Genomic DNA, 22,527 nt, shown 5'->3' with positions numbered 1-22,527 from the left:
CACCTGTGCTGGAAGTTCAGTCTAGGGGGGGTACGAAAGGGTGGGGCAACCGGGCGGTAGGACTTTGTACGCCATCAGAATGGCCGGTCATCCTGATGCCGGGACATGTTGGCGTCCCGTCGCTCAACTTGACGTGCGGCGAAGAGAAACGGTTGCCCGCCGACTCCTTACGGGTGAGTCACGTTCCCATATCAGCCTGGGGCGGAACATGACGTTCCGCCATCCGCCGGCGAGCCGCCCACTCCCTGAGCGACCCGCCACATGCTCACCGCGCCCTGAACGGCCTCTCCCGTCGCCCTCCGCCGAAATCTCTACGCTTCTGCTTCCCCGCGAATCACGGCCAACACTCCATCCAGCTCATCGGCCTTCACGAGCACGTCACGAGCCTTCGAACCCTCACTGGGCCCGACGATCCCGCGCGACTCCATGAGGTCCATCAGCCGGCCGGCCTTTGCGAAGCCGACGCGCAGCTTGCGCTGGAGCATCGAGGTGGACCCGAACTGCGAGGTGACGACGAGTTCGGCGGCCGCGCACAGCAGATCGAGGTCGTCGCCGATGTCCTCGTCGATCTCCTTCTTCTGCTTGGTGCCCACGGTGACGTCGTCCCGGAAGACGGGCGCCATCTGATCCTTGCAGTGCTGCACGATCACCGCGACCTCGTCCTCGGTGACGAAGGCACCCTGCATACGCGTGGGCTTGTTGGCCCCCATCGGCAGGAAGAGTCCGTCGCCCTTGCCGATCAGCTTCTCGGCGCCGGGCTGGTCGAGGATGACGCGCGAGTCCGCGAGGGACGAGGTGGCGAAGGCGAGCCGGGAGGGCACGTTGGCCTTGATCAGACCGGTGACGACGTCCACGGACGGCCGCTGCGTGGCGAGCACCAGGTGGATGCCGGCCGCGCGCGCGAGCTGGGTGATGCGCACGATCGCGTCCTCGACGTCGCGCGGCGCGACCATCATCAGGTCGGCGAGCTCGTCGACGATCACCAGGAGGTACGGGTACGGGCTCAGCTCGCGCTCACTGCCCTCGGGCAGCTTGACCTTGCCGTTCCTGATGGCCTCGTTGAAGTCGTCGATGTGCCGGAACCCGAACGCCGCGAGGTCGTCGTAGCGCAGGTCCATCTCCCGTACGACCCACTGCAGTGCCTCGGCGGCCCGCTTCGGGTTGGTGATGATCGGCGTGATCAGGTGCGGGATGCCCTCGTACGCGGTCAGCTCGACGCGCTTGGGGTCGACGAGGACCATCCGCACGTCCTCGGGGGTCGCCCGGACCATGACGGAGGTGATCAGGCAGTTGATGCACGACGACTTGCCGGAACCGGTGGCTCCGGCGACGAGGACGTGCGGCATCTTCGCCAGGTTGGCCATCACATAGCCGCCCTCGACGTCCTTGCCGAGCGCGACCAGCATCGGATGGTCGTCCTCCGCCGCGTCCGCGAGCCGCAGCACGTCACCGAGGTTGACCATCTCGCGGTCGGTGTTGGGGATCTCGATGCCGACCGCGGACTTGCCGGGGATCGGGCTGATGATCCGCACGTCGGGGCTGGCGACCGCGTACGCGATGTTCTTCGTGAGCGCCGTGATCCGCTCGACCTTCACGGCGGGGCCGAGCTCGACCTCGTAGCGGGTGACCGTCGGTCCGCGCGTGAAGCCGGTGACGGCGGCGTCGACCTTGAACTCCCTGAAGACGTTCTGGAGGGAGGCCACCACCGCGTCGTTGGCGGCGCTGCGCGTCTTGCCCGGGCCGCCCCGCTCCAGGAGATCGAGCGAGGGCAACGAGTAGGTGATGTCCCCGGAGAGCTGGAGCTGCTCCGCGCGCGGGGGCAGCTCGCGCGGGGCGTCGGGCGCGGACTTGGTCAGGTCGGGCACGACGGACTCGACCGCCGGCGCCTCCTGCTTGGGCCGCTTGGCACCCGGTACGGCCTTGGGGCGGGCGGCCGGTACCGGCGTCGTCTCCTCGTACCCGTCACGCTCGACGCTGACGCCCTGCGTCAGATCGGCGACCAGGGGCGAGGGGGGCATGCCGTGCAGCACGGCACCGTCCAGGGCGGCGGCGGCCGCCGCGGCGACGTCCACGGCGTCCATCGGCCGGTTCATGTCGGGCTGCTGCGCGCCGGGGCGCCTGGGGCGGCTCCGGCGCCGGGTGAGCGCCTCCTGCTCGGCGCTGTCGGGGTCGTACGCCTCGGGGGCGCGCGGGCGCCTGCGGGAGCTCGCCGGAAGCCCGTCGCGCCACTGCTCGTCGTAGCGCTCCTCGTCCTCGACGAACGCGTCCTCGTCGAAGTCGGCCTGGACGATGCCGAGCTTCTGGCCGAGCAGCCGCAGCCGCTGCGGAATCGCGTTGACCGGGGTCGCCGTGACGACGAGCAGCCCGAAGATCGTGAGCAGTACGAGGAGCGGTACCGCGAGGACGTCGCCCATCGTGTACGTCAGCGGGGTGGACGCACCCCAGCCGATGAGCCCGCCGGCATCCCTTATCGCCTGCATGCCGTCGCTGCGCGCGGGCGCCCCGCACGCGATGTGCACCTGCCCGAGCACGCCGATCACGAGCGCGGACAGGCCGATCACGATGCGGCCGTTCGCATCGGGCTGCTCGGGGTGCCGGATGAGCCGGGCCGCGATGACGCCGAGGAGTATCGGGACGAGAAGGTCGAGACGGCCGAAGGCACCGGTGACCAGTATCTCGACGAGGTCGCCGACGGGGCCGCGCAGATTGGACCAGGTACCCGCCGCGACGATCAGCCCGAGGCCGAGCAGCAGGAGCGCGAGTCCGTCCTTGCGGTGCGCCGGGTCGAGCCCCTTGGCGCCCCGCCCTATGCCGCGGAAGGTGGCTCCGACGGCATGAGCGAGTCCCAGCCACAGGGCGCGTACGAGTCTGTACACGCCCGCGGTCGGGTTGGGCGCCGGCGCGGGAGCGGGCTTCTTCGCCGCGGCCCTCTTGGCAGGCGCCTTCTTGGCGGCTGCCTTTTTCGCGGGGGCCTTCTTCGCCGGAGCCTTCGTCGGAGCGGCCGCCTTCTTCGCGGGCGGCTTCTTGGCTGCGGACTGACGTGAGGCCATGTGTGTGAGGTTACCGGTGGAGACGACAGCGGACACGTGTGCCTTCCCCCAAGTTCTCGACTTCGCTCGAACAGGGGGGATCCCGAGCTTCACTCGTTCGTGTCGCCCTTGCCAGGGACCGGAACTGACGCTTCCTCATGCCGTTGCACGGCACCGGACGCGTCCGCGGGGGCGTCAGCTCTGCGACGGCACCGAGGGTGCCCCGCTCCCCGTGCCCGGCTCCAGTGCGTCAAGCGCCCTGCGCAGTCCGGTGAGTTTGCGTTCGAGATGGGCCGCGGTCGCCACCGCCGCCGCGTCGGCGGAGTCGTCGTCGAGCTGCTTGGACAGCGCCTCCGCCTGCTCCTCGACGGCCGCGAGCCGCGCCGAGAGTTCGGCGAGGAGTCCGGCGGGCTCCTTGGCGTCGCCGAGCGCCGCCTTGCCGCCACCCTCCAGCTGGAGCCTCAGCAGGGCCGCCTGCTCCCGGAGTTGGCAGTTCTTCATGTAGAGCTCGACGAAGACGGAGACCTTCGCGCGCAGCACCCACGGGTCGAACGGCTTGGAGATGTAGTCCACCGCGCCGGCCGCGTAACCCCGGAAGGTGTGATGCGGGCCGTGGTTGATCGCGGTGAGGAAGATGATCGGGATGTCCCGGGTCCGCTCCCGCCGCTTGATGTGCGCGGCCGTTTCGAAGCCGTCCATGCCCGGCATCTGGACATCCAGCAGAATGACCGCGAAGTCGTCCGTGAGCAGCGCCTTGAGCGCTTCCTCCCCGGACGATGCCCGCACCAGTGTCTGATCGAGCGCCGAGAGAATCGCCTCCAGCGCCAGCAGATTCTCCGGCCGGTCATCGACCAGGAGGATCTTGGCCTTCTGCACCATGGCCCGCCCTCCTCGCCCCGGCATGGGGCCTCCCCTGTCCGCAGGACTTGGGGAAGCACCGGGCGCCGCCCCAGGGGACGACTCCCTTGCGCCGCCCGTCCTTGTGCCGGTCATGGTAGCTGCACCCCGCCTGTCGCCACACCCTGTCACCGCGATGTCACTGTGCACGTAGCAGAAACGCGGCGGGAGACCAGAAGGTTCCCCGTATCCCGCGCTTCTACACGGCTTCGGGCACAGTCGGTTATCCGACGCCGGACCGCCCTGCCGCACGGTGTCCCCGTGTCCGGCACCGCGCGACGGCCCGTGTCACCACTTCCGAGTGTGTCACCCCTCACGCATCCACTGCGCCATCACGGAGAGCAGGTGATCGGGATCGACCGGCTTGGTCACATAGTCGGAGGCGCCCGACTCGATCGCCTTCTCCCGGTCGCCCTTCATGGCCTTCGCCGTGAGCGCGATGATCGGCAGCCCCGCGAACTGCGGCATCCGCCGGATCGCCGTGGTCGTGGCATAGCCGTCCATCTCGGGCATCATGATGTCCATCAGAACGACCGTCACATCGTCGTGCTGCTCCAGGACTTCGATGCCCTCGCGGCCGTTCTCGGCGTACAGCACCGACAGTCCGTGCTGCTCGAGGACGCTGGTCAGCGCGAAGACATTGCGGATGTCGTCATCGACGATCAGCACCTTCTCGCCCTCGAACCGGATGCCCTGGCGCTGCTGCGGTCCCGCGTCCTGCTGACCCGCGGCCGCCCACGGCTCCTGAGCCACGCCCGCGGCATCGTCCGGCTGCCCGGGGACGGCGCCGCGCTGCTCGGCCGTGGGCAGCGCCCTGCGGCGCCTCCTGAAGAGCGCGGCGGGACCGTTCTGCGTCTCCTGGTACGACTTCACCTCGGCCGGCATCCCCATGTCCTGCAGCTCCGCCTCGGAGGCCAGCAACTCCCCCGCCTCCAGCGCCGGAGCGAGCTGCCCGTAGCCCTGCGGCGGCAGTTCGCTGGGGTGCAGCGGCAAATACAGCGTGAAGGTGGAGCCGCGGCCCGGCTCGCTCTGCGCGTGGATCTCGCCGCCCAGCAGCCGGGCGATCTCCCGCGAGATGGAGAGGCCCAGACCCGTACCGCCGTACTTGCGACTCGTCGTACCGTCGGCCTGCTTGAACGCCTCGAAGATCACCCGCATCTTGCTGGCGGCGATCCCGATACCGGTGTCGGTCACGGAGAACGCGATCAGATCGGCGTCCGCGTCCCGCAGCGACCCCGACTCCAGAAGCTGCTCACGGATGGCCACCGGCACATCCGCCCCGGCGGGCCGGATCACCAGCTCGACCGCTCCGGAGTCGGTGAACTTCACCGCGTTGGAGAGCAGGTTGCGCAGCACCTGGAGCAGGCGCTGTTCGTCGGTGTGCAGCGTGGCGGGCAGTTCCGGCGAGACCCGTACGGAGAAGTCGAGCCCCTTCTCCGCGGTCAGCGGGCGGAACGTCGCCTCCACGTAGTCGACGAGCTGGACGAGCGCGATACGGGTCGGCGACACGTCCATCTTGCCCGCCTCGACCTTCGACAGGTCGAGGATGTCGTTGATCAGCTGGAGCAGGTCGGAACCCGCGCCGTGGATCGTCTCGGCGAACTCGACCTGCTTCGGCGTGAGATTCGTGTCCGCGTTGTCGGCGAGCAGCTTGGCCAGGATCAGCAGGGAGTTGAGCGGTGTCCGCAGCTCGTGCGACATGTTCGCCAGGAACTCGCTCTTGTAGCGCATGGAGACCGCGAGCTGTTCGGCGCGCTCCTCCAGGACCTGCCGCGCCTCCTCGATCTCGGTGTTCTTGACCTCGATGTCGCGGTTCTGCTGGGCCAGCAGCTCGGCCTTCTCCTCCAGTTCCGCGTTCGAGTCCTGGAGCGCCTTCTGCCGATTCTCCAACTCCGCCGAACGCTCCCGCAGTTGCTCGGTGAGCTCCTGCGACTGCCGGAGCAGCACCTCCGTCTTGGTGTTGACGGAGATGGTGTTGACGCTCGTCGCGATCATCTCGGCGATCTGGTTCAGGAAGTCCCGCTGGATCTGCGTGAACGGCGTGAAGGACGCCAGCTCGATGACGCCGAGCACGGTCCCCTCGAAGAGCACCGGAAGCACGATGACCTGCGCCGGAGGCGCCTCGCCGAGACCGGAGGAGATCTTCAGGTAGCCACTCGGCGCGTTCTCCACGAGGATCGTGCGCTTCTCCTGGGCCGCTGTCCCGATCAGTGCCTCACCCGGGCGGAACGACGTCGGCATGGAGCCCATCGAGTAGCCGTAGGACCCGAGCATGCGCAGCTCGTACGCCTCCTCGTCCTCGGTGCCCGCGTCCTTGCCGTCGACCAGAGGCATCGAGAGGAAGAACGCGCCGTGCTGGGCCGAGACGACCGGCGTCAGCTCGCTCATGATCAGCGAGGCCACGTCGTCGAGATCGCGGCGGCCCTGCATCAGGGCGGAGATCCGGGCCAGGTTGCCCTTCAGCCAGTCCTGCTCCTTGTTGGCGATGGTGGTGTCGCGCAGGTTGGCGATCATCTTGTTGATGTAGTCCTGAAGTTCCTGGATCTCGCCGGAGGCGTCCACGTCGATCTTCAGGTTCAGGTCGCCGCGGGTCACCGCGGTCGCCACGCGCGCGATGGCCCGCACCTGCCGGGTCAGGTTCCCGGCCATCTCGTTCACCGACTCGGTGAGGTCGCGCCAGGTGCCGTCGACGTCGCGTACGCGCGCCTGACCTCCCAGCTGCCCCTCCGTGCCCACCTCGCGGGCCACTCGGGTGACCTCCTCGGCGAACGACGAGAGCTGGTCGACCATCGTGTTGATGGTCGTCTTGAGTTCCAGGATCTCGCCGCGCGCGTCGATGTCGATCTTCTTGGTCAGGTCGCCCTTGGCGATGGCCGTGGTGACCATCGCGATGTTGCGCACCTGACCGGTCAGGTTGGACGCCATCCCGTTCACCGACTCGGTGAGGTCCTTCCACGTGCCGGCGACTCCCGGGACGTGTGCCTGACCGCCGAGGATGCCGTCCGTACCCACCTCGCGGGCCACCTTGGTGACCTGCTCGGCGAACGAACTCAGCGTCTTCACCATGGTGTTGAAGGTGTCGGCGAGCTGCGCGACCTCGCCGCGCGCCTCGATCGTCACCGTCCGGGTCAGGTCACCGTTGGCGACCGCCGCCGCCACCTGCGAGATGTTCCGCACCTGCATGGTCAGGTTGTAGGCCATCAGGTTGACGTTGTCGCTCAGGTCCTTCCAGATGCCCGTGACCCCGGGCACCCGCGCCTGACCGCCCAACTGGCCCTCGGTGCCCACCTCGCGGGCCACCCGGGTCACCTGCTCGGCGAACGACGACAGCTGGTCGACCATCGTGTTGACGGTGGTGACCAGTTCGAGGATCTCGCCCTTGGCGTCGACGGTGATCTTCTTGGACAGGTCTCCCATGGCGACCGCGGTCGTGACCTCGGCGATGTTGCGCACCTGAATGGTCAGGTTGTTGGCCATGAAGTTCACGGACTGGGTGAGGTCCTTCCAGGTGCCGGAGACACCCTGCACCTCGGCCTGACCGCCGAGGCGGCCCTCCGTACCCACCTCACGGGCCACCCGGGTCACCTGCTCGGCGAAGTTCGAGAGCTGGTCGACCATCGTGTTGAGGGTGTTCTTCAGCTCCAGGATCTCGCCGCGCGCGTCCACGTCGATCTTCTGCGACAGGTCACCCCGGGCCACCGCGGTCGCGACCTGCGCGATGTTGCGCACCTGCGCGGTGAGGTTGCCGGCCATGCCGTTCACCGAGTCGGTCAGGTCGCGCCACACACCGGCGACGCCGGGCACCTGCGCCTGACCGCCGAGGCGGCCCTCCGTACCCACCTCGCGGGCCACCCGCGTCACCTGGTCGGCGAACGCGGAGAGCTGGTCGACCATCGTGTTGATGGTGTTCTTCAGCTCCAGGATCTCGCCGCGCGCGTCCACGTCGATCTTCTGCGACAGGTCACCCCGAGCCACCGCCGTGGTGACCTGAGCGATCTGCCGTACCTGCGAAGTCAGGTTCCCCGCCATGAAGTTGACGGAGTCGGTGAGTTCCTTCCAGGTGCCGGACACACCGTCCACACGGGCCTGACCGCCGAGGCGGCCCTCCGTACCCACGTCACGGGCCATCCGGGTCACCTGGTCGGCGAAGCTCGACAGCTGGTCCACCATCGTGTTGACGGTGTTCTTCAGCTGGAGCATCTCGCCGGACACGTCGACGGTGACCTTCTGCGACAGATCGCCGTTGGCGACCGCCGTGGTCACCTGGGCGATGTTGCGCACCTGGCCCGTCAGGTTCTGGAACGCCGTGTTGACGGAGTCCGTGAGGTCCTTCCAGGTACCCGCCACCCCCGGAACCTGCGCCTGGCCGCCCAGTTCACCCTCGACGCCGACCTCGCGCGCCACCCGCGTGACCTCGACACCGAACGACGACAGCTGGTCGACCATCGTGTTGACAGTGTTCTTCAGCTCCAGCATCTCGCCCGCGACCTCGACGCTGACCTTCTGCGACAGATCACCGTTGGCCACCGCCGTCGTCACCGCGGCGATGTCACGCACCTGGGTCGTGAGGTTCCTGAAGACCGTGTTGACCGAGTCCGTCAGGTCCTTCCACGTTCCCGCCGCTCCCGGCACGTTCGCCTGACCACCGAGCCGGCCCTCGCCACCGACCTCGTTGGCGACACGGGTGACCTCGTCGGCGAACGTCCGCAGCGTCTCGGTCATCTGGTTGATCGTCTCGGCGAGCTGCGCGACCTCGCCGCGCGCCGACACGGTCACCTTCTGCGAGAGGTCACCACTCGCGACCGCCGTGGTCACCTGCGCGATCCCACGCACCTGGGCCGTGAGGTTGCCGGCCATGAGGTTCACCGAATCGGTGAGGTCCTTCCACACGCCGTCCACACCGGGCACCTGCGCCTGGCCGCCCAGCTCGCCCTCGGTACCCACCTCACGGGCGACGCGCGTCACCTCGGAGGAGAAGGAGGACAGCTGGTCGACCATCGTGTTGACGGTGTTCTTCAGCTCCAGCATCTCGCCGGCCACGTGAACCGTGACCTTCCGCGACAGGTCACCCTTGGCGACGGCCGTCGTCACGAGAGCGATGTCACGCACCTGGGCGGTGAGCCGGTACGCCATCGTGTTGACCGAGTCCGTGAGGTCCTTCCACGAACCGGACATACCGCGCACCCGGGCCTGCCCGCCCAGCTTGCCCTCGGTACCCACCTCGCTGGCCACCCGCGTGACCTCGTCGGTGAAGGTCGACAACTGGTCGACCAGATTGTTGACGGTCCGCCCGACCTTCAGGAACTCACCGCGCAGCGGATGACCGTTGCCGTCCGCGGCCTGCGCGCGCAGATCCATCCGCGGCGACAGATCGCCCTCCGCGACAGCGGACAGTACCCGGCCGACCTCGGAGACGGGTCGTACGAGATCGTCGACCAGCGCGTTGGAAGCGTCGATCGCGGCCGCCCAGGACCCCTCGCAGGTACCCGTCTCCAGCCGCTCCGTGAGCTTTCCGTCACGACCCACCACGCGCCGCACCCGCGACAGCTCACCCGTCAGATGCAGATTCCGGTCGGCGACCTCGTTGAAGACCGCCGAGATCTCGGACATCACGCCATCACCGGAAACGGTGAGCCGCTTGCGGAAGTTGCCGTCCCGCATGGACACCAGGGCCGCCAGCAACCGGTTCAGGGCCGCCGTGTCCACCTCGGTGGTGCCATTGCGCGGTGTGCGCCCGCTCTTCAGGGACTGTCCGCCTTTCGCGCGCGTCCTACTGCCCCGCGTCGCTGCGCCAGACTCCACTGTGTCCCTCCCGCAAGGGTCGACCAATACTGCTCGGCGTACTCGGGTACTTCTGCTCGGTGTGCAGAGGAGGCACTCGACCTGCCCGGACCTTCTCCTGGAGCCTGCCCAGTGTTTCACCCCGGCTGAACCAGGCCATAACAGTTCGGCAGCTTCGCACATCGTCCGCACACCATCGGGACGGCGGCCCGGCCCTGGCCGGACGCGACCACATACACCTGTCCGAACAAGAACACCGAACTCTTCAGGACGGAAACACCGGTGACCGGCATCCGCAGGGGCGGCGAAGGTAAGTAACCTTGCATGCGGCTGTCCAGCCGTGCCGGTCCCGTCCGGCCTGGGCGGTGGCACGAGTACGAGCGGGCAGGCATCGGAGGGGCACCGCACCATGACCACCGGACTGCATCCTGGGGGAACGCCTCAGGATCCCCGGCCGACAGGGAACCACGCTCTGCCCACGCAGGAGCGGGTCGGCCACGGAACCCCGCATGCCGACAGCCGGACGAGGAGTTCTGTGATCACCGCGCGCGCGGCCGCCAGTTTCGAGCCCGTGGGGCGGTCCGTCGCGACCGCTCGCTCGTTCGTCCGGGACACTCTCCAGGGCTGGGGCTTCGCCGACATCGTCGACGACGCCGTCGTCCTGACGAGCGAACTGGTCACCAATGCCGTCGTGCACGCGGGCACCTCCGCCGACGTTCTGTGTCTGCGCAGCGACGACGGCGTACGCATCGAGGTGGCGGATCACTACCCGGAACGCGAGATCCCACTCCAGGGGACGGCCATCAACATGGGCAGCCCCGACCGCGAGGGCGGCCGCGGCCTCCAGCTCTGCGCGGCCCTGGCCGGGCGCTGGGGTGTCGAGTACACACCCACCCACAAGCAGGTCTGGTTCCAGCTCGAACTCCCCGAGCGAGCGGTCGGCACCCGCGCCGCCGGCCCCGCGCTCCCCGCCCACCTGCTCCCGCTGGCCGACGGCCGCGTGCGCGTGGCGGTCGTCCAGATCGACCGCACCGGCTCCATCAACGCCTGGAACGAAGACGCCGAGGAACTCTTCGGCTACGCGGCCGAGCAGGTCACCGGCAAGCCGCTCACCGACTTCGCGGCCTGGCCGCACACCCCCGGCACCAGCACCGGCATCGTCGAGGCCCTCCAACTCTCCCGCTGGGAAGGCAGCTACGGCATCCGCTGCGCCGACGGCCGCGTAACGCCCGTGTACGCCTCGCACCTGCGGGTCCGCGACACCGGTGGCGAACCCTCCACGGTCTGCCTCCTGGTACGCGACCACGAACGCGCCGTCCTGCAGACCCCGTTGCGCCTGCCCGCCTCCGACTCGGGCGGCAACGCCGAGGGCCAGGCCACGGACCCGTTCGAGGTCTTCATCGGTTCGCCGGCCCCGGACGACCTCGACGGCCTGCTCCAGCGCACGGTGGAGCGCGCCCGCGACATGCTCGACGGCGACTCCGCCTTCCTGCTCCTGGCGACCGACGACGAAACGGAGTTGGAGGTGCGCGCCTCCACGGGCCTGCCCTCCGCGCGCCAGCGCTTCGCCCGCGTCCCCGTCGAAGCGGGCCCCGGACGCTACGGCTCGGCCAGGATGCCCGCCGTCCACGAGGACCTGACGGTCGTCCCCGGCGCCGTACCGCTCCTCGGCGGTACCGGCATGCGCTCGGTCGTCACGGTCCCGCTGAAGGTGGAGGGACGCCTCACCGGCTCCCTCGGCGTCGCGGCCGAGTCGCCCGGCCGCTACTCGAACGAGGAGGCCCTGCGCCTCCAGTTCGCCGCCGACCGCATCGCCCTGGCCGTGGAATCGGCCCGCCTGGGCGAGCTGGAACGCCTGCGCCGCGGCTCGCTGTCCTTCCTCGTCGAGGCCTCCGACCTGCTCGCCGGCACCCTGGACCGCGACCAGACGCTCGCCCTCATGGCCCAGATGACGGTTCCGACCCTGGCCACCTGGTGCGCCGTCTACACGATCGCCGACCAGGCCTCCGAGCCGTACCTCTCGTACGTCCTGCACGAGGACGAGGAACGCATCGACGGCCTCAAGGCGTTGCTCTCGAAGATCGCCCCGCCTGACCCGGTGCCGACCCCGGGCGCCCGCGTCTGGTCGGCACCCGCCGCGGCGGCCCACGAGGCGGCCCTGAGGACCTCCATGCGCAGCCTGGGCCGCGGCGAGCAGGCCTCGATGACCTCCGGCATCGGTACGACGCTGGCGACGGCCGCGGCGGTCGGCGGCGAGACCGTCGTCCTCCCCCTGGTGGCCCGCAACCGCGTGATCGGCATGCTGACCCTCGGCAAGCCGTCGGACGAGCACTTCCGCCAGGAGATCCTGGAGCTGGCCGAGGACCTCTCCCGGCGAGCGGCCCTCGCCCTGGACAACGCCCGTCTGTACTCGGAGCGCACGGCTATCAGCCAGTCGCTCCAGCGCAGCCTCCTGCCCCCCGAACTCCCCCAGATCGAGGGCGTCGAGGTCGAGGTCATCTACCGAGCGGCAGGCGAGGGCAACGAGGTCGGCGGCGACTTCTACGACCTCTTCCCGATCCGTGACGGCGCGTACGGCTTCGCCATCGGCGACGTCTGCGGTACGGGCCCGGAGGCGGCGGCGGTCACCGGCCTGGCCCGGCACGCACTCCGCCTGCTGGCCCGCGAGGGCTACGGCGGCCCCGCGGTCCTGGAGCGGCTGAACTCCGCGATCCTCGACGAGGGCGCCCGCAGCCGCTTCCTGACCCTCCTCTACGGCGAGTTGTGGCCGCAGGAGGACGGCAGCGCCCTCCTGAAGGTCGTCTGCGCCGGCCACCCGCTGCCGCTGCGCCTGCGCCAGGACGGCACGGTCGAACCCGCGGCCGAGCCGCAGCCGCTCCTCGGTGTCATGGAGGACCTCGAACTGTACGAGCAGACGGTCACGCTGGATCCGGGGGACGTCCTGCTCTGCGTCACGGACGGCGTCACGGAACGCCGTGAGGGCACCCGCATGCTCGGTGACGACGGCCTCGCGGACGTCCTCACCACGTGTACGGGTCTGACGGCCGGCGCCGTCGCCGCGCGCATCATGCGCGCGGTGGAACGCTTCGCCTCCGACGCCCCGTCGGACGACATGGCGATCCTGGCGATGCGTGTTCCCGGCCTCCAGACGGACTGAGGTCCCGTCGGCCCCGGACATGCGAAAGGCCCCCGCCCACAAGGGCGGAGGCCTTTTCTGCTGGAGCCCCCCAACGGAATCGAACCGTTGACCTTCTCCTTACCATGGAGACGCTCTGCCGACTGAGCTAGGGGGGCCTGTCACCTTTGAGGTTTCCCTCGCGGCAACGAAATAGATCATACCCCGAACCGAACCGTGCTCCCAACCAGTCCGGCCACCGACCGATTCGGCCGGATCAGAAGGCCGGCTGCAGCAATCCGCCGAGCGCGTTGCACGCGGAGACGATCCGCTGCATCTCCCGCTTCGTCAACGTCCCGTCCACAGGCAGCGCAAGAGTCTCGTCCGCGGCCCGCTCGGTCTCGGGAAGGTGTACGTCCCGTCGGAACCCGGGCATGCGGTGGACCGGCGTCTTCACCGGCACCCGGCACTCAACTCCCCTGGCCCGCACGGCACGTGCGAACGCGTCCCGGTCCGGCCGTCCATTGCCCGGCACCCGCACGACGTACTGCTGGTAGGTGTGGCCGTCACCGCTGTCCGGTGTCCGTACGCCGCTCAGCCGTCCGTCGAGGTAGGCGGCCCGCTGCCTGCGCTGCGCGACCTCGTCGTACGGCTCTTCGGACTCACCCTGTTCCAGCACCAGCAGCCCGTGCCGCTGTCCGATCTCCCGCAGCCGCACCATGTCGGCCGTCCGTCCGAAGCGGTGCACGACAACGACCGCCGCGGACCGGGGTGTTACGGCGGCCTCGATCGCCCGAGGGTCGAGGCAGTACGTCAACGGGTCTATGTCGGCGAAGACGACCGTGGCGCCGGCCAGGGTCACGGCTTCGGCGACCTCCACGTTCCCGAAGGCCGGCACGATGACCTCGTCACCGGCTCCGACGCCCGCGGCCCTGAGCATTGCAGCAGTACTCATGCTGTGGATATTTGTCGCGCAACGTGAACTGCAAGTGACGCAAAACAAAAAAGAGCTGGTCCCTGAACCGAAGTTCAGGGACCAGCTCTCCAATATTTGTTCGGCGGCGTCCTACTCTCCCACAGGGTCCCCCCTGCAGTACCATCGGCGCTGTGAGGCTTAGCTTCCGGGTTCGGAATGTAACCGGGCGTTTCCCTCACGCTATGACCACCGAAACACTATGAAACTGTCAACCGGAGCCGTGGCATAGCTACGACGGTTGTTCGTGGTTTCAGAACCAACACAGTGGACGCGAGCAACTGAGGACAAGCCCTCGGCCTATTAGTACCAGTCACCTCCAGCGGTTGCCCGCCTTCCAGATCTGGCCTATCAACCCAGTCGTCTACTGGGAGCCTTAACCCCTCAAGGGGGTGGGAATACTCATCTCGAAGCAGGCTTCCCGCTTAGATGCTTTCAGCGGTTATCCCTCCCGAACGTAGCCAACCAGCCATGCCCTTGGCAGGACAACTGGCACACCAGAGGTTCGTCCGTCCCGGTCCTCTCGTACTAGGGACAGCCCTTCTCAATATTCCTACGCGCACAGCGGATAGGGACCGAACTGTCTCACGACGTTCTAAACCCAGCTCGCGTACCGCTTTAATGGGCGAACAGCCCAACCCTTGGGACCGACTCCAGCCCCAGGATGCGACGAGCCGACATCGAGGTGCCAAACCATCCCGTCGATATGGACTCTTGGGGAAGATCAGCCTGTTATCCCCGGGGTACCTTTTATCCGTTGAGCGACGGCGCTTCCACAAGCCACCGCCGGATCACTAGTCCCGACTTTCGTCCCTGCTCGACCCGTCGGTCTCACAGTCAAGCTCCCTTGTGCACTTACACTCAACACCTGATTACCAACCAGGCTGAGGGAACCTTTGGGCGCCTCCGTTACTCTTTAGGAGGCAACCGCCCCAGTTAAACTACCCATCAGACACTGTCCCTGATCCGGATCACGGACCCAGGTTAGACATCCAGCACGACCAGAGTGGTATTTCAACGGCGACTCCACACGGGCTGGCGCCCGCACTTCACAGTCTCCCACCTATCCTACACAAGCCGAACCGAACACCAATATCAAACTGTAGTAAAGGTCCCGGGGTCTTTCCGTCCTGCTGCGCGAAACGAGCATCTTTACTCGTAGTGCAATTTCACCGGGCCTATGGTTGAGACAGTCGAGAAGTCGTTACGCCATTCGTGCAGGTCGGAACTTACCCGACAAGGAATTTCGCTACCTTAGGATGGTTATAGTTACCACCGCCGTTTACTGGCGCTTAAGTTCTCAGCTTCGCCACCCCGAAGAGTGACTAACCGGTCCCCTTAACGTTCCAGCACCGGGCAGGCGTCAGTCCGTATACATCGCCTTACGGCTTCGCACGGACCTGTGTTTTTAGTAAACAGTCGCTTCTCGCTGGTCTCTGCGGCCACCCCCAGCTCACCGAGTAAATCGGATCACCAGTGATGGCCCCCTTCTCCCGAAGTTACGGGGGCATTTTGCCGAGTTCCTTAACCATAGTTCACCCGAACGCCTCGGTATTCTCTACCTGACCACCTGAGTCGGTTTAGGGTACGGGCCGCCATGAAACTCGCTAGAGGCTTTTCTCGACAGCATAGGATCATCCACTTCACCACAATCGGCTCGGCATCAGGTCTCAGCCTTGATGTGTGACGGATTTGCCTATCACACGGCCTACACCCTTACCCCGGGACAACCACCGCCCGGGATGGACTACCTTCCTGCGTCACCCCATCACTCACCTACTGCAGGTCTGGTCCGTCGGCTCCACCACTCCCCTTTGCCCGAAGGCTCCGGGGCGGCTTCACGGACTTAGCATCGCCTGGTTCAATGTTTGACGCTTCACAGCGGGTACCGGAATATCAACCGGTTATCCATCGACTACGCCTGTCGGCCTCGCCTTAGGTCCCGACTTACCCTGGGCAGATCAGCTTGACCCAGGAACCCTTAGTCAATCGGCGCACACGTTTCTCACGTGTGTATCGCTACTCATGCCTGCATTCTCACTCGTGAACCGTCCACCACTGCCTTCCGGCGCGGCTTCACCCGGCACACGACGCTCCCCTACCCATCACAGCGGGCGTTGGCCCTATTGCTGCAATGACACGACTTCGGCGGTACGCTTGAGCCCCGCTACATTGTCGGCGCGGAATCACTAGACCAGTGAGCTATTACGCACTCTTTCAAGGGTGGCTGCTTCTAAGCCAACCTCCTGGTTGTCTGTGCGACTCCACATCCTTTCCCACTTAGCGTACGCTTAGGGGCCTTAGTCGATGCTCTGGGCTGTTTCCCTCTCGACCATGGAGCTTATCCCCCACAGTCTCACTGCCGCGCTCTCACTTACCGGCATTCGGAGTTTGGCTAAGGTCAGTAACCCGGTAGGGCCCATCGCCTATCCAGTGCTCTACCTCCGGCAAGAAACACACGACGCTGCACCTAAATGCATTTCGGGGAGAACCAGCTATCACGGAGTTTGATTGGCCTTTCACCCCTAACCACAGGTCATCCCCCAGGTTTTCAACCCTGGTGGGTTCGGTCCTCCACGACCTCTTACAGCCGCTTCAACCTGCCCATGGCTAGATCACTCCGCTTCGGGTCTTGAGCGCGCTACTGAATCGCCCTATTCGGACTCGCTTTCGCTACGGCTTCCCCACACGGGTTAACCTCGCAACGCACCGCAAACTCGCAGGCTCATTCTTCAAAAGGCACGCAGTCACGACGCATTGAGTAAACTCAATGCGCGACGCTCCCACGGCTTGTAGGCACACGGTTTCAGGTACTATTTCACTCCGCTCCCGCGGTACTTTTCACCATTCCCTCACGGTACTATCCGCTATCGGTCACCAGGGAATATTTAGGCTTAGCGGGTGGTCCCGCCAGATTCACACGGGATTTCTCGGGCCCCGTGCTACTTGGGTGTCTCTCAAACGAGCCGTTGATGTTTCGACTACGGGGGTCTTACCCTCTACGCCGGACCTTTCGCATGTCCTTCGCCTACATCAACGGTTTCTGACTCGCCTCACAGCCGGCAGACTGTGAAAGAGAGATCCCACAACCCCTTGCATGCAACCCCTGCCGGGTCTCACACATACAAGGTTTGGCCTCATCCGGTTTCGCTCGCCACTACTCCCGGAATCACGGTTGTTTTCTCTTCCTGCGGGTACTGAGATGTTTCACTTCCCCGCGTTCCCTCCACACTGCCTATGTGTTCAGCAGTGGGTGACAGCCCATGACGACTGCCGGGTTTCCCCATTCGGAAACCCCCGGATCAAAGCCTGGTTGACGGCTCCCCGGGGACTATCGTGGCCTCCCACGTCCTTCATCGGTTCCTGGTGCCAAGGCATCCACCGTGCGCCCTTAAAAACTTGGCCACAGATGCTCGCGTCCACTGTGCAGTTCTCAAACAACGACCAACCACCCATCACCCCGAACCAGTAGTTCGAGTGCACTGGGGCCGGCACTGAAGGCAGCCAACATTCGGCCGTACCTTCAGACACCCAACAGCGTGCCCGACACCCTCGCCACTCATGATCAGCTTTCCACGCTCCGAAGAACAGTACTTGCAGCCCGAGATGACTGAGAGTGCCGAATAATCAACGTTCCACCCATGAGCAACCAGCACCGGACATTCGCCGGTGTTCTGGCCTCTGACCTCACCCCGGAGGGATCGGTAAGAAGTGCTCCTTAGAAAGGAGGTGATCCAGCCGCACCTTCCGGTACGGCTACCTTGTTACGACTTCGTCCCAATCGCCAGTCCCACCTTCGACAGCTCCCTCCCACAAGGGGTTGGGCCACCGGCTTCGGGTGTTACCGACTTTCGTGACGTGACGGGCGGTGTGTACAAGGCCCGGGAACGTATTCACCGCAGCAATGCTGATCTGCGATTACTAGCAACTCCGACTTCATGGGGTCGAGTTGCAGACCCCAATCCGAACTGAGACAGGCTTTTTGAGATTCGCTCCGCCTCGCGGCTTCGCAGCTCTTTGTACCTGCCATTGTAGCACGTGTGCAGCCCAAGACATAAGGGGCATGATGACTTGACGTCGTCCCCACCTTCCTCCGAGTTGACCCCGGCAGTCTCCTGTGAGTCCCCATCACCCCGAAGGGCATGCTGGCAACACAGAACAAGGGTTGCGCTCGTTGCGGGACTTAACCCAACATCTCACGACACGAGCTGACGACAGCCATGCACCACCTGTACACCGACCACAAGGGGGGCACTATCTCTAATGCTTTCCGGTGTATGTCAAGCCTTGGTAAGGTTCTTCGCGTTGCGTCGAATTAAGCCACATGCTCCGCTGCTTGTGCGGGCCCCCGTCAATTCCTTTGAGTTTTAGCCTTGCGGCCGTACTCCCCAGGCGGGGAACTTAATGCGTTAGCTGCGGCACCGACGACGTGGAATGTCGCCAACACCTAGTTCCCACCGTTTACGGCGTGGACTACCAGGGTATCTAATCCTGTTCGCTCCCCACGCTTTCGCTCCTCAGCGTCAGTAATGGCCCAGAGATCCGCCTTCGCCACCGGTGTTCCTCCTGATATCTGCGCATTTCACCGCTACACCAGGAATTCCGATCTCCCCTACCACACTCTAGCCTGCCCGTATCGACTGCAGACCCGGGGTTAAGCCCCGGGCTTTCACAACCGACGTGACAAGCCGCCTACGAGCTCTTTACGCCCAATAATTCCGGACAACGCTTGCGCCCTACGTATTACCGCGGCTGCTGGCACGTAGTTAGCCGGCGCTTCTTCTGCAGGTACCGTCACTTTCGCTTCTTCCCTGCTGAAAGAGGTTTACAACCCGAAGGCCGTCATCCCTCACGCGGCGTCGCTGCATCAGGCTTTCGCCCATTGTGCAATATTCCCCACTGCTGCCTCCCGTAGGAGTCTGGGCCGTGTCTCAGTCCCAGTGTGGCCGGTCGCCCTCTCAGGCCGGCTACCCGTCGTCGCCTTGGTGAGCCACTACCTCACCAACAAGCTGATAGGCCGCGGGCTCATCCTTCACCGCCGGAGCTTTTAACCCCCGCCCATGCAGGCAGGAGTGTTATCCGGTATTAGACCCCGTTTCCAGGGCTTGTCCCAGAGTGAAGGGCAGATTGCCCACGTGTTACTCACCCGTTCGCCACTAATCCACCCCGAAGGGCTTCATCGTTCGACTTGCATGTGTTAAGCACGCCGCCAGCGTTCGTCCTGAGCCAGGATCAAACTCTCCGTGAATGTTTACCGGTAATCCGGTGAAACATCATGAGAGCGGAACAACCGGTCGGAATAGGACCGGCGTTCACAGCGTCCTCGCTGATGCGCCTGCCCCCAAGGGGACAGGACTTTTTCAAAGGAACCTCGTCCCGACCGATCGGCCGGAGACGGGGTATCAACATATCTGGCGTTGATTTTTGGCACGCTGTTGAGTTCTCAAGGAACGGACGCTTCCTTTGTACTCACCCTCTCGGGCTTTCCTCCGGGCGCTTCCCTTCGGTCTTGCGTTTCCGACTCTATCAGACCGTTTCCGTATCCGATTTCCTCGGTGCTTTCCAGGTTCCCGTTTTCGCGTTTCCCTTTCCGGCGAGTCCGACTCTATCAGAACCTTTCGGGCCTGATTTCCTCGGTTGCCTTCCAGGTAATCCGCTTTCGCGTTTCCCTTTCCAGCGGCTCCGACTTTATCAGAATGTCTGAGTCGGAATTCCCGCCCCCGTCGGGGACTGGTTCCGGCGCACGAAGGTGCCGGGTTCCCGTTCAGGCGGAGACGTAAACGTACTGGAGCGGGGCTCCCCGATGCAAATCGAGGCGCCCCGCTCCTGGTTGGCGCTTGTCGGGGTCAGACCTCGACGACGACCGGGAGGATCATCGGGCGCCGTCGGTAGTTGTCGGAGACCCACTTGCCCAGCGTGCGGCGGATGAGTTGCTGCAGCTGGTGGGGCTCGACCACGCCGTCCTGAGCGGACCGCTCCAGGACCTCCGTGACCTTCGGGATGACATCGGCGAAGGCGGAATCATCGATGCCGGAGCCGCGTGCCTGCACGTGCGGGCCGCCCGTCAGCTTGCCCGTGCTGGAGTCCATCACCACGAAGACCGAGATGATGCCCTCGTCGCCGAGGATCTTGCGGTCCTTGAGCGCGGGCTCACCGACGTCACCGACCGAGAGGCCGTCGACGTACACGTACCCCGCCTGGACCTTGCCGGAGATCTTCGCCTTGCCCTCGATCAGGTCGACGACGACGCCGTCCTCGGCGATCACGATGCGGTCGTGCGGGACGCCGGTCAGGGCTCCGAGCTCGGCGTTGGCCCTCAGGTGGCGCCATTCGCCGTGAACCGGCATCAGGTTGCGCGGCTTGCAGATGTTGTAGAAGTACAGCAGCTCGCCCGCGGAGGCGTGTCCGGAGACGTGCACCTTGGCGTTGCCCTTGTGGACGACGTTCGCGCCCCAGCGGGTCAGGCCGTTGATGACGCGGTAGACCGCGTTCTCGTTGCCCGGGATCAGGGACGACGCCAGGATCACCGTGTCGCCCTGGACGATCCGGATCTGGTGGTCGCGGTTCGCCATCCGGGAGAGGGCGGCCATCGGCTCGCCCTGGGAGCCCGTACAGACGAGGACGATCTCGTGATCCGGGAGGTCGTCGAGCGTCTTGACGTCGACCACCAGGCCCGGCGGGACCTTCAGATAGCCGAGGTCTCGTGCGATGCCCATGTTGCGGACCATCGAGCGACCGACGAAGGCGACCCTGCGGCCGTACTCGTGGGCGGTGTCGAGGATCTGCTGGATGCGGTGGACGTGGCTGGCGAAGCTCGCCACGATGATCCGCTTGCTGGCGCCGGCGAAGACCTGGCGCAGCACGTTCGAGATGTCGCGCTCGGGCGGGACGAAACCCGGGACCTCCGCGTTCGTGGAGTCCGAGAGAAGGAGGTCGATGCCTTCTTCGCTCAGGCGCGCGAACGCGTGCAGGTCCGTGAGGCGGCCGTCCAGCGGGAGCTGGTCCATCTTGAAGTCGCCGGTGTGGACGACCATGCCCGCGGGGGTGCGGATGGCGACCGCGAGGGCGTCCGGGATGGAGTGGTTGACCGCGACGAACTCGCAGTCGAAGGGGCCGATGCGCTCACGGTGGCCTTCGGCCACCTCGAGCGTGTAGGGCCGGATGCGGTGCTCCTGGAGCTTCGCCTCGATGAGGGCGAGGGTCAGCTTGGAGCCGATCAGCGGGATGTCCGGCTTCTCGCGCAGGAGGTACGGGACGCCGCCGATGTGGTCCTCGTGGCCGTGCGTGAGCACGATGCCCTCGATGTCGTCGAGGCGATCCCTGATGGACGTGAAGTCCGGCAGGATCAGGTCGATTCCGGGCTGCTCCTCCTCGGGGAAGAGCACTCCGCAGTCGACGATCAGCAGGCGGCCGCCGTACTCGAAGACCGTCATGTTCCGGCCGATCTCGCCGAGGCCGCCGAGCGGGGTGACCCGGAGGCCGCCCTTCGGGAGGACCGGCGGTGCGCCGAGTTCAGGATGCGGATGACTCAAAAGACTCTCCTCACCACGCGCGCCACGTACCTGGCAAGGCACGTGGCGCGCGTGACGTTCGTGCAGTAGCAGTTGTCTGTGTGGGGTGCAGGCCGACGGCCTGCGGGTCTTGCGTATTCAGTTGTGAAGTCTGTGGTTAGAGCTCTACCCCGCCGGCACCAAGATCGATCTTGAGCTGCGTGGTCTCCTCGGGGGACAGTTCGACCATCGGGGCGCGCAGCGGACCGGCGGGCAGGCCCTGGAGGGCGAGCGCGGCCTTGGTCGTCATGACGCCCTGGGTGCGGAACATGCCGGTGAAGACGGGCAACAGCTTCTGGTGGATCTCGGTGGCCTTCTGGACGTCGCCCGAGATGTACGCGTCGAGCATCGCGCGCAGTTCCGGGGTGACGACGTGGCCCACGACGGAGACGAAGCCCACCGCGCCGACGGAGAGCAGCGGCAGGTTCAGCATGTCGTCGCCGGAGTACCAGGCGAGGCCGGAGCGGGCGATGGCCCAGCTGGCGCGGCCCAGGTCCCCCTTGGCGTCCTTGTTGGCGACGATACGCGGGTGCTCGGCAAGCCGCACCAGGGTTTCGGTGTTGATCGGGACGCCGCTGCGGCCGGGGATGTCGTAGAGCATGACCGGCAGTTCGGTCGCGTCGGCGATGGCCGAGAAGTGCCGGTACAGGCCCTCCTGCGGGGGCTTGTTGTAGTACGGCGTCACGGTGAGCAGGCCGTGTGCGCCGGTCTTCTCGGCGTCGCGGGCCAGCTCGATGCTGTGGCGGGTGTCGTTCGTGCCGACGCCGGCGACGATGTGGGCGCGGTCGCCCACCGCCTCCAGCACGGCGCGTACGAGCTCCGATTTCTCCGCGTTGCTGGTGGTCGGGGACTCACCGGTGGTGCCGTTGATGATCAGGCCGTCGTTGCCTGCGTCCACCAGGTGGGTGGCGAGCCGCTGAGCGCCGTCGAGGTCGAGTGCGCCGTCCGCCGTGAAGGGCGTGACCATGGCGGTGAGGACCCGCCCGAAGGGGGTCTGCGGAGTGGAGGTCGGAGCCATGGGTAATACGCTACTCGCTGCTCAACGCGGGGTCTGCCCTCGGGGGACACGACAAAGCATGACAAAGGTGGAACCCGGCACTGCCTGCTCGGGGGTTCAAGCAGTGCCGGGTCCGTTTGATCAGGCTAGATGAACTTCGCGAAATGCCGCAATACGGACACTTC

Annotated in this window: 7 protein-coding genes, 1 tRNA gene and 3 rRNA genes; 1 reads left to right on the top strand and 10 read right to left on the bottom strand. The window is 66.0% G+C overall.

The window, feature by feature from the left end:
• Positions 1-311: 311 nt before the first annotated feature.
• The 3 genes from OG788_RS32365 to OG788_RS32355 form a co-directional block, all read right to left on the bottom strand.
• Positions 312-3,050 (bottom strand): DNA translocase FtsK, encoded by a 2,739-nt coding sequence (locus OG788_RS32365; RefSeq protein WP_406374733.1) that lies wholly within the window; start codon positions 3,048-3,050, stop codon positions 312-314.
• Positions 3,051-3,224: 174 nt separating this feature from the next.
• On the bottom strand, positions 3,225-3,908 hold the full coding sequence (locus OG788_RS32360) for a two-component system response regulator (protein ID WP_266763357.1): 684 nt from the start codon (positions 3,906-3,908) through the stop codon (positions 3,225-3,227).
• A gap of 324 nt (positions 3,909-4,232) precedes the next feature.
• Positions 4,233-9,728 (bottom strand): HAMP domain-containing protein, encoded by a 5,496-nt coding sequence (locus OG788_RS32355; RefSeq protein ID WP_406374732.1) that lies wholly within the window; start codon positions 9,726-9,728, stop codon positions 4,233-4,235.
• 388 nt (positions 9,729-10,116) lie between these two features.
• Here OG788_RS32355 and OG788_RS32350 point away from each other — a divergent pair, with 388 nt between their 5' ends.
• Positions 10,117-12,864 carry a SpoIIE family protein phosphatase gene (locus OG788_RS32350; protein ID WP_351549836.1) on the top strand — a complete coding sequence of 916 codons (2,748 nt, stop codon included), beginning with the start codon at positions 10,117-10,119 and terminating at the stop codon, positions 12,862-12,864.
• 61 nt (positions 12,865-12,925) lie between these two features.
• Here the strand turns inward: OG788_RS32350 and OG788_RS32345 are convergent.
• From OG788_RS32345 to dapA, 7 genes are all read right to left on the bottom strand, one after another.
• A tRNA-Thr gene (locus OG788_RS32345) sits at positions 12,926-13,001 on the bottom strand.
• A gap of 98 nt (positions 13,002-13,099) precedes the next feature.
• Positions 13,100-13,825, bottom strand: coding sequence for a DegT/DnrJ/EryC1/StrS family aminotransferase (locus OG788_RS32340; protein WP_351549839.1), 726 nt, complete (start codon positions 13,823-13,825; stop codon positions 13,100-13,102).
• A 50-nt stretch (positions 13,826-13,875) separates the two neighbouring features.
• Positions 13,876-13,992, bottom strand: a 5S ribosomal RNA gene (gene rrf / locus OG788_RS32335).
• An 86-nt stretch (positions 13,993-14,078) separates the two neighbouring features.
• A 23S ribosomal RNA gene (locus tag OG788_RS32330) occupies positions 14,079-17,200 on the bottom strand.
• 317 nt (positions 17,201-17,517) lie between these two features.
• Positions 17,518-19,043 (bottom strand): 16S ribosomal RNA (locus tag OG788_RS32325).
• Together the 16S, 23S and 5S rRNA genes form the textbook arrangement of a ribosomal RNA operon.
• 598 nt (positions 19,044-19,641) lie before the next feature.
• Positions 19,642-21,327, bottom strand: a complete 1,686-nt coding sequence (locus tag OG788_RS32320) for a ribonuclease J (protein WP_406374731.1) — start codon at positions 21,325-21,327, stop codon at positions 19,642-19,644.
• Positions 21,328-21,463: 136 nt separating this feature from the next.
• Positions 21,464-22,363: a 4-hydroxy-tetrahydrodipicolinate synthase gene (gene dapA / locus OG788_RS32315; protein WP_266763353.1), complete on the bottom strand. Its 900-nt coding sequence runs from the start codon at positions 22,361-22,363 to the stop codon at positions 21,464-21,466.
• Positions 22,364-22,527 lie beyond the last annotated feature (164 nt).

It is taken from the genome of Streptomyces sp. NBC_00647 (assembly GCF_045207245.1).
Lineage (GTDB): Bacteria > Actinomycetota > Actinomycetes > Streptomycetales > Streptomycetaceae > Streptomyces.
This window is presented reverse-complemented; position numbering and strand designations above follow the sequence as displayed.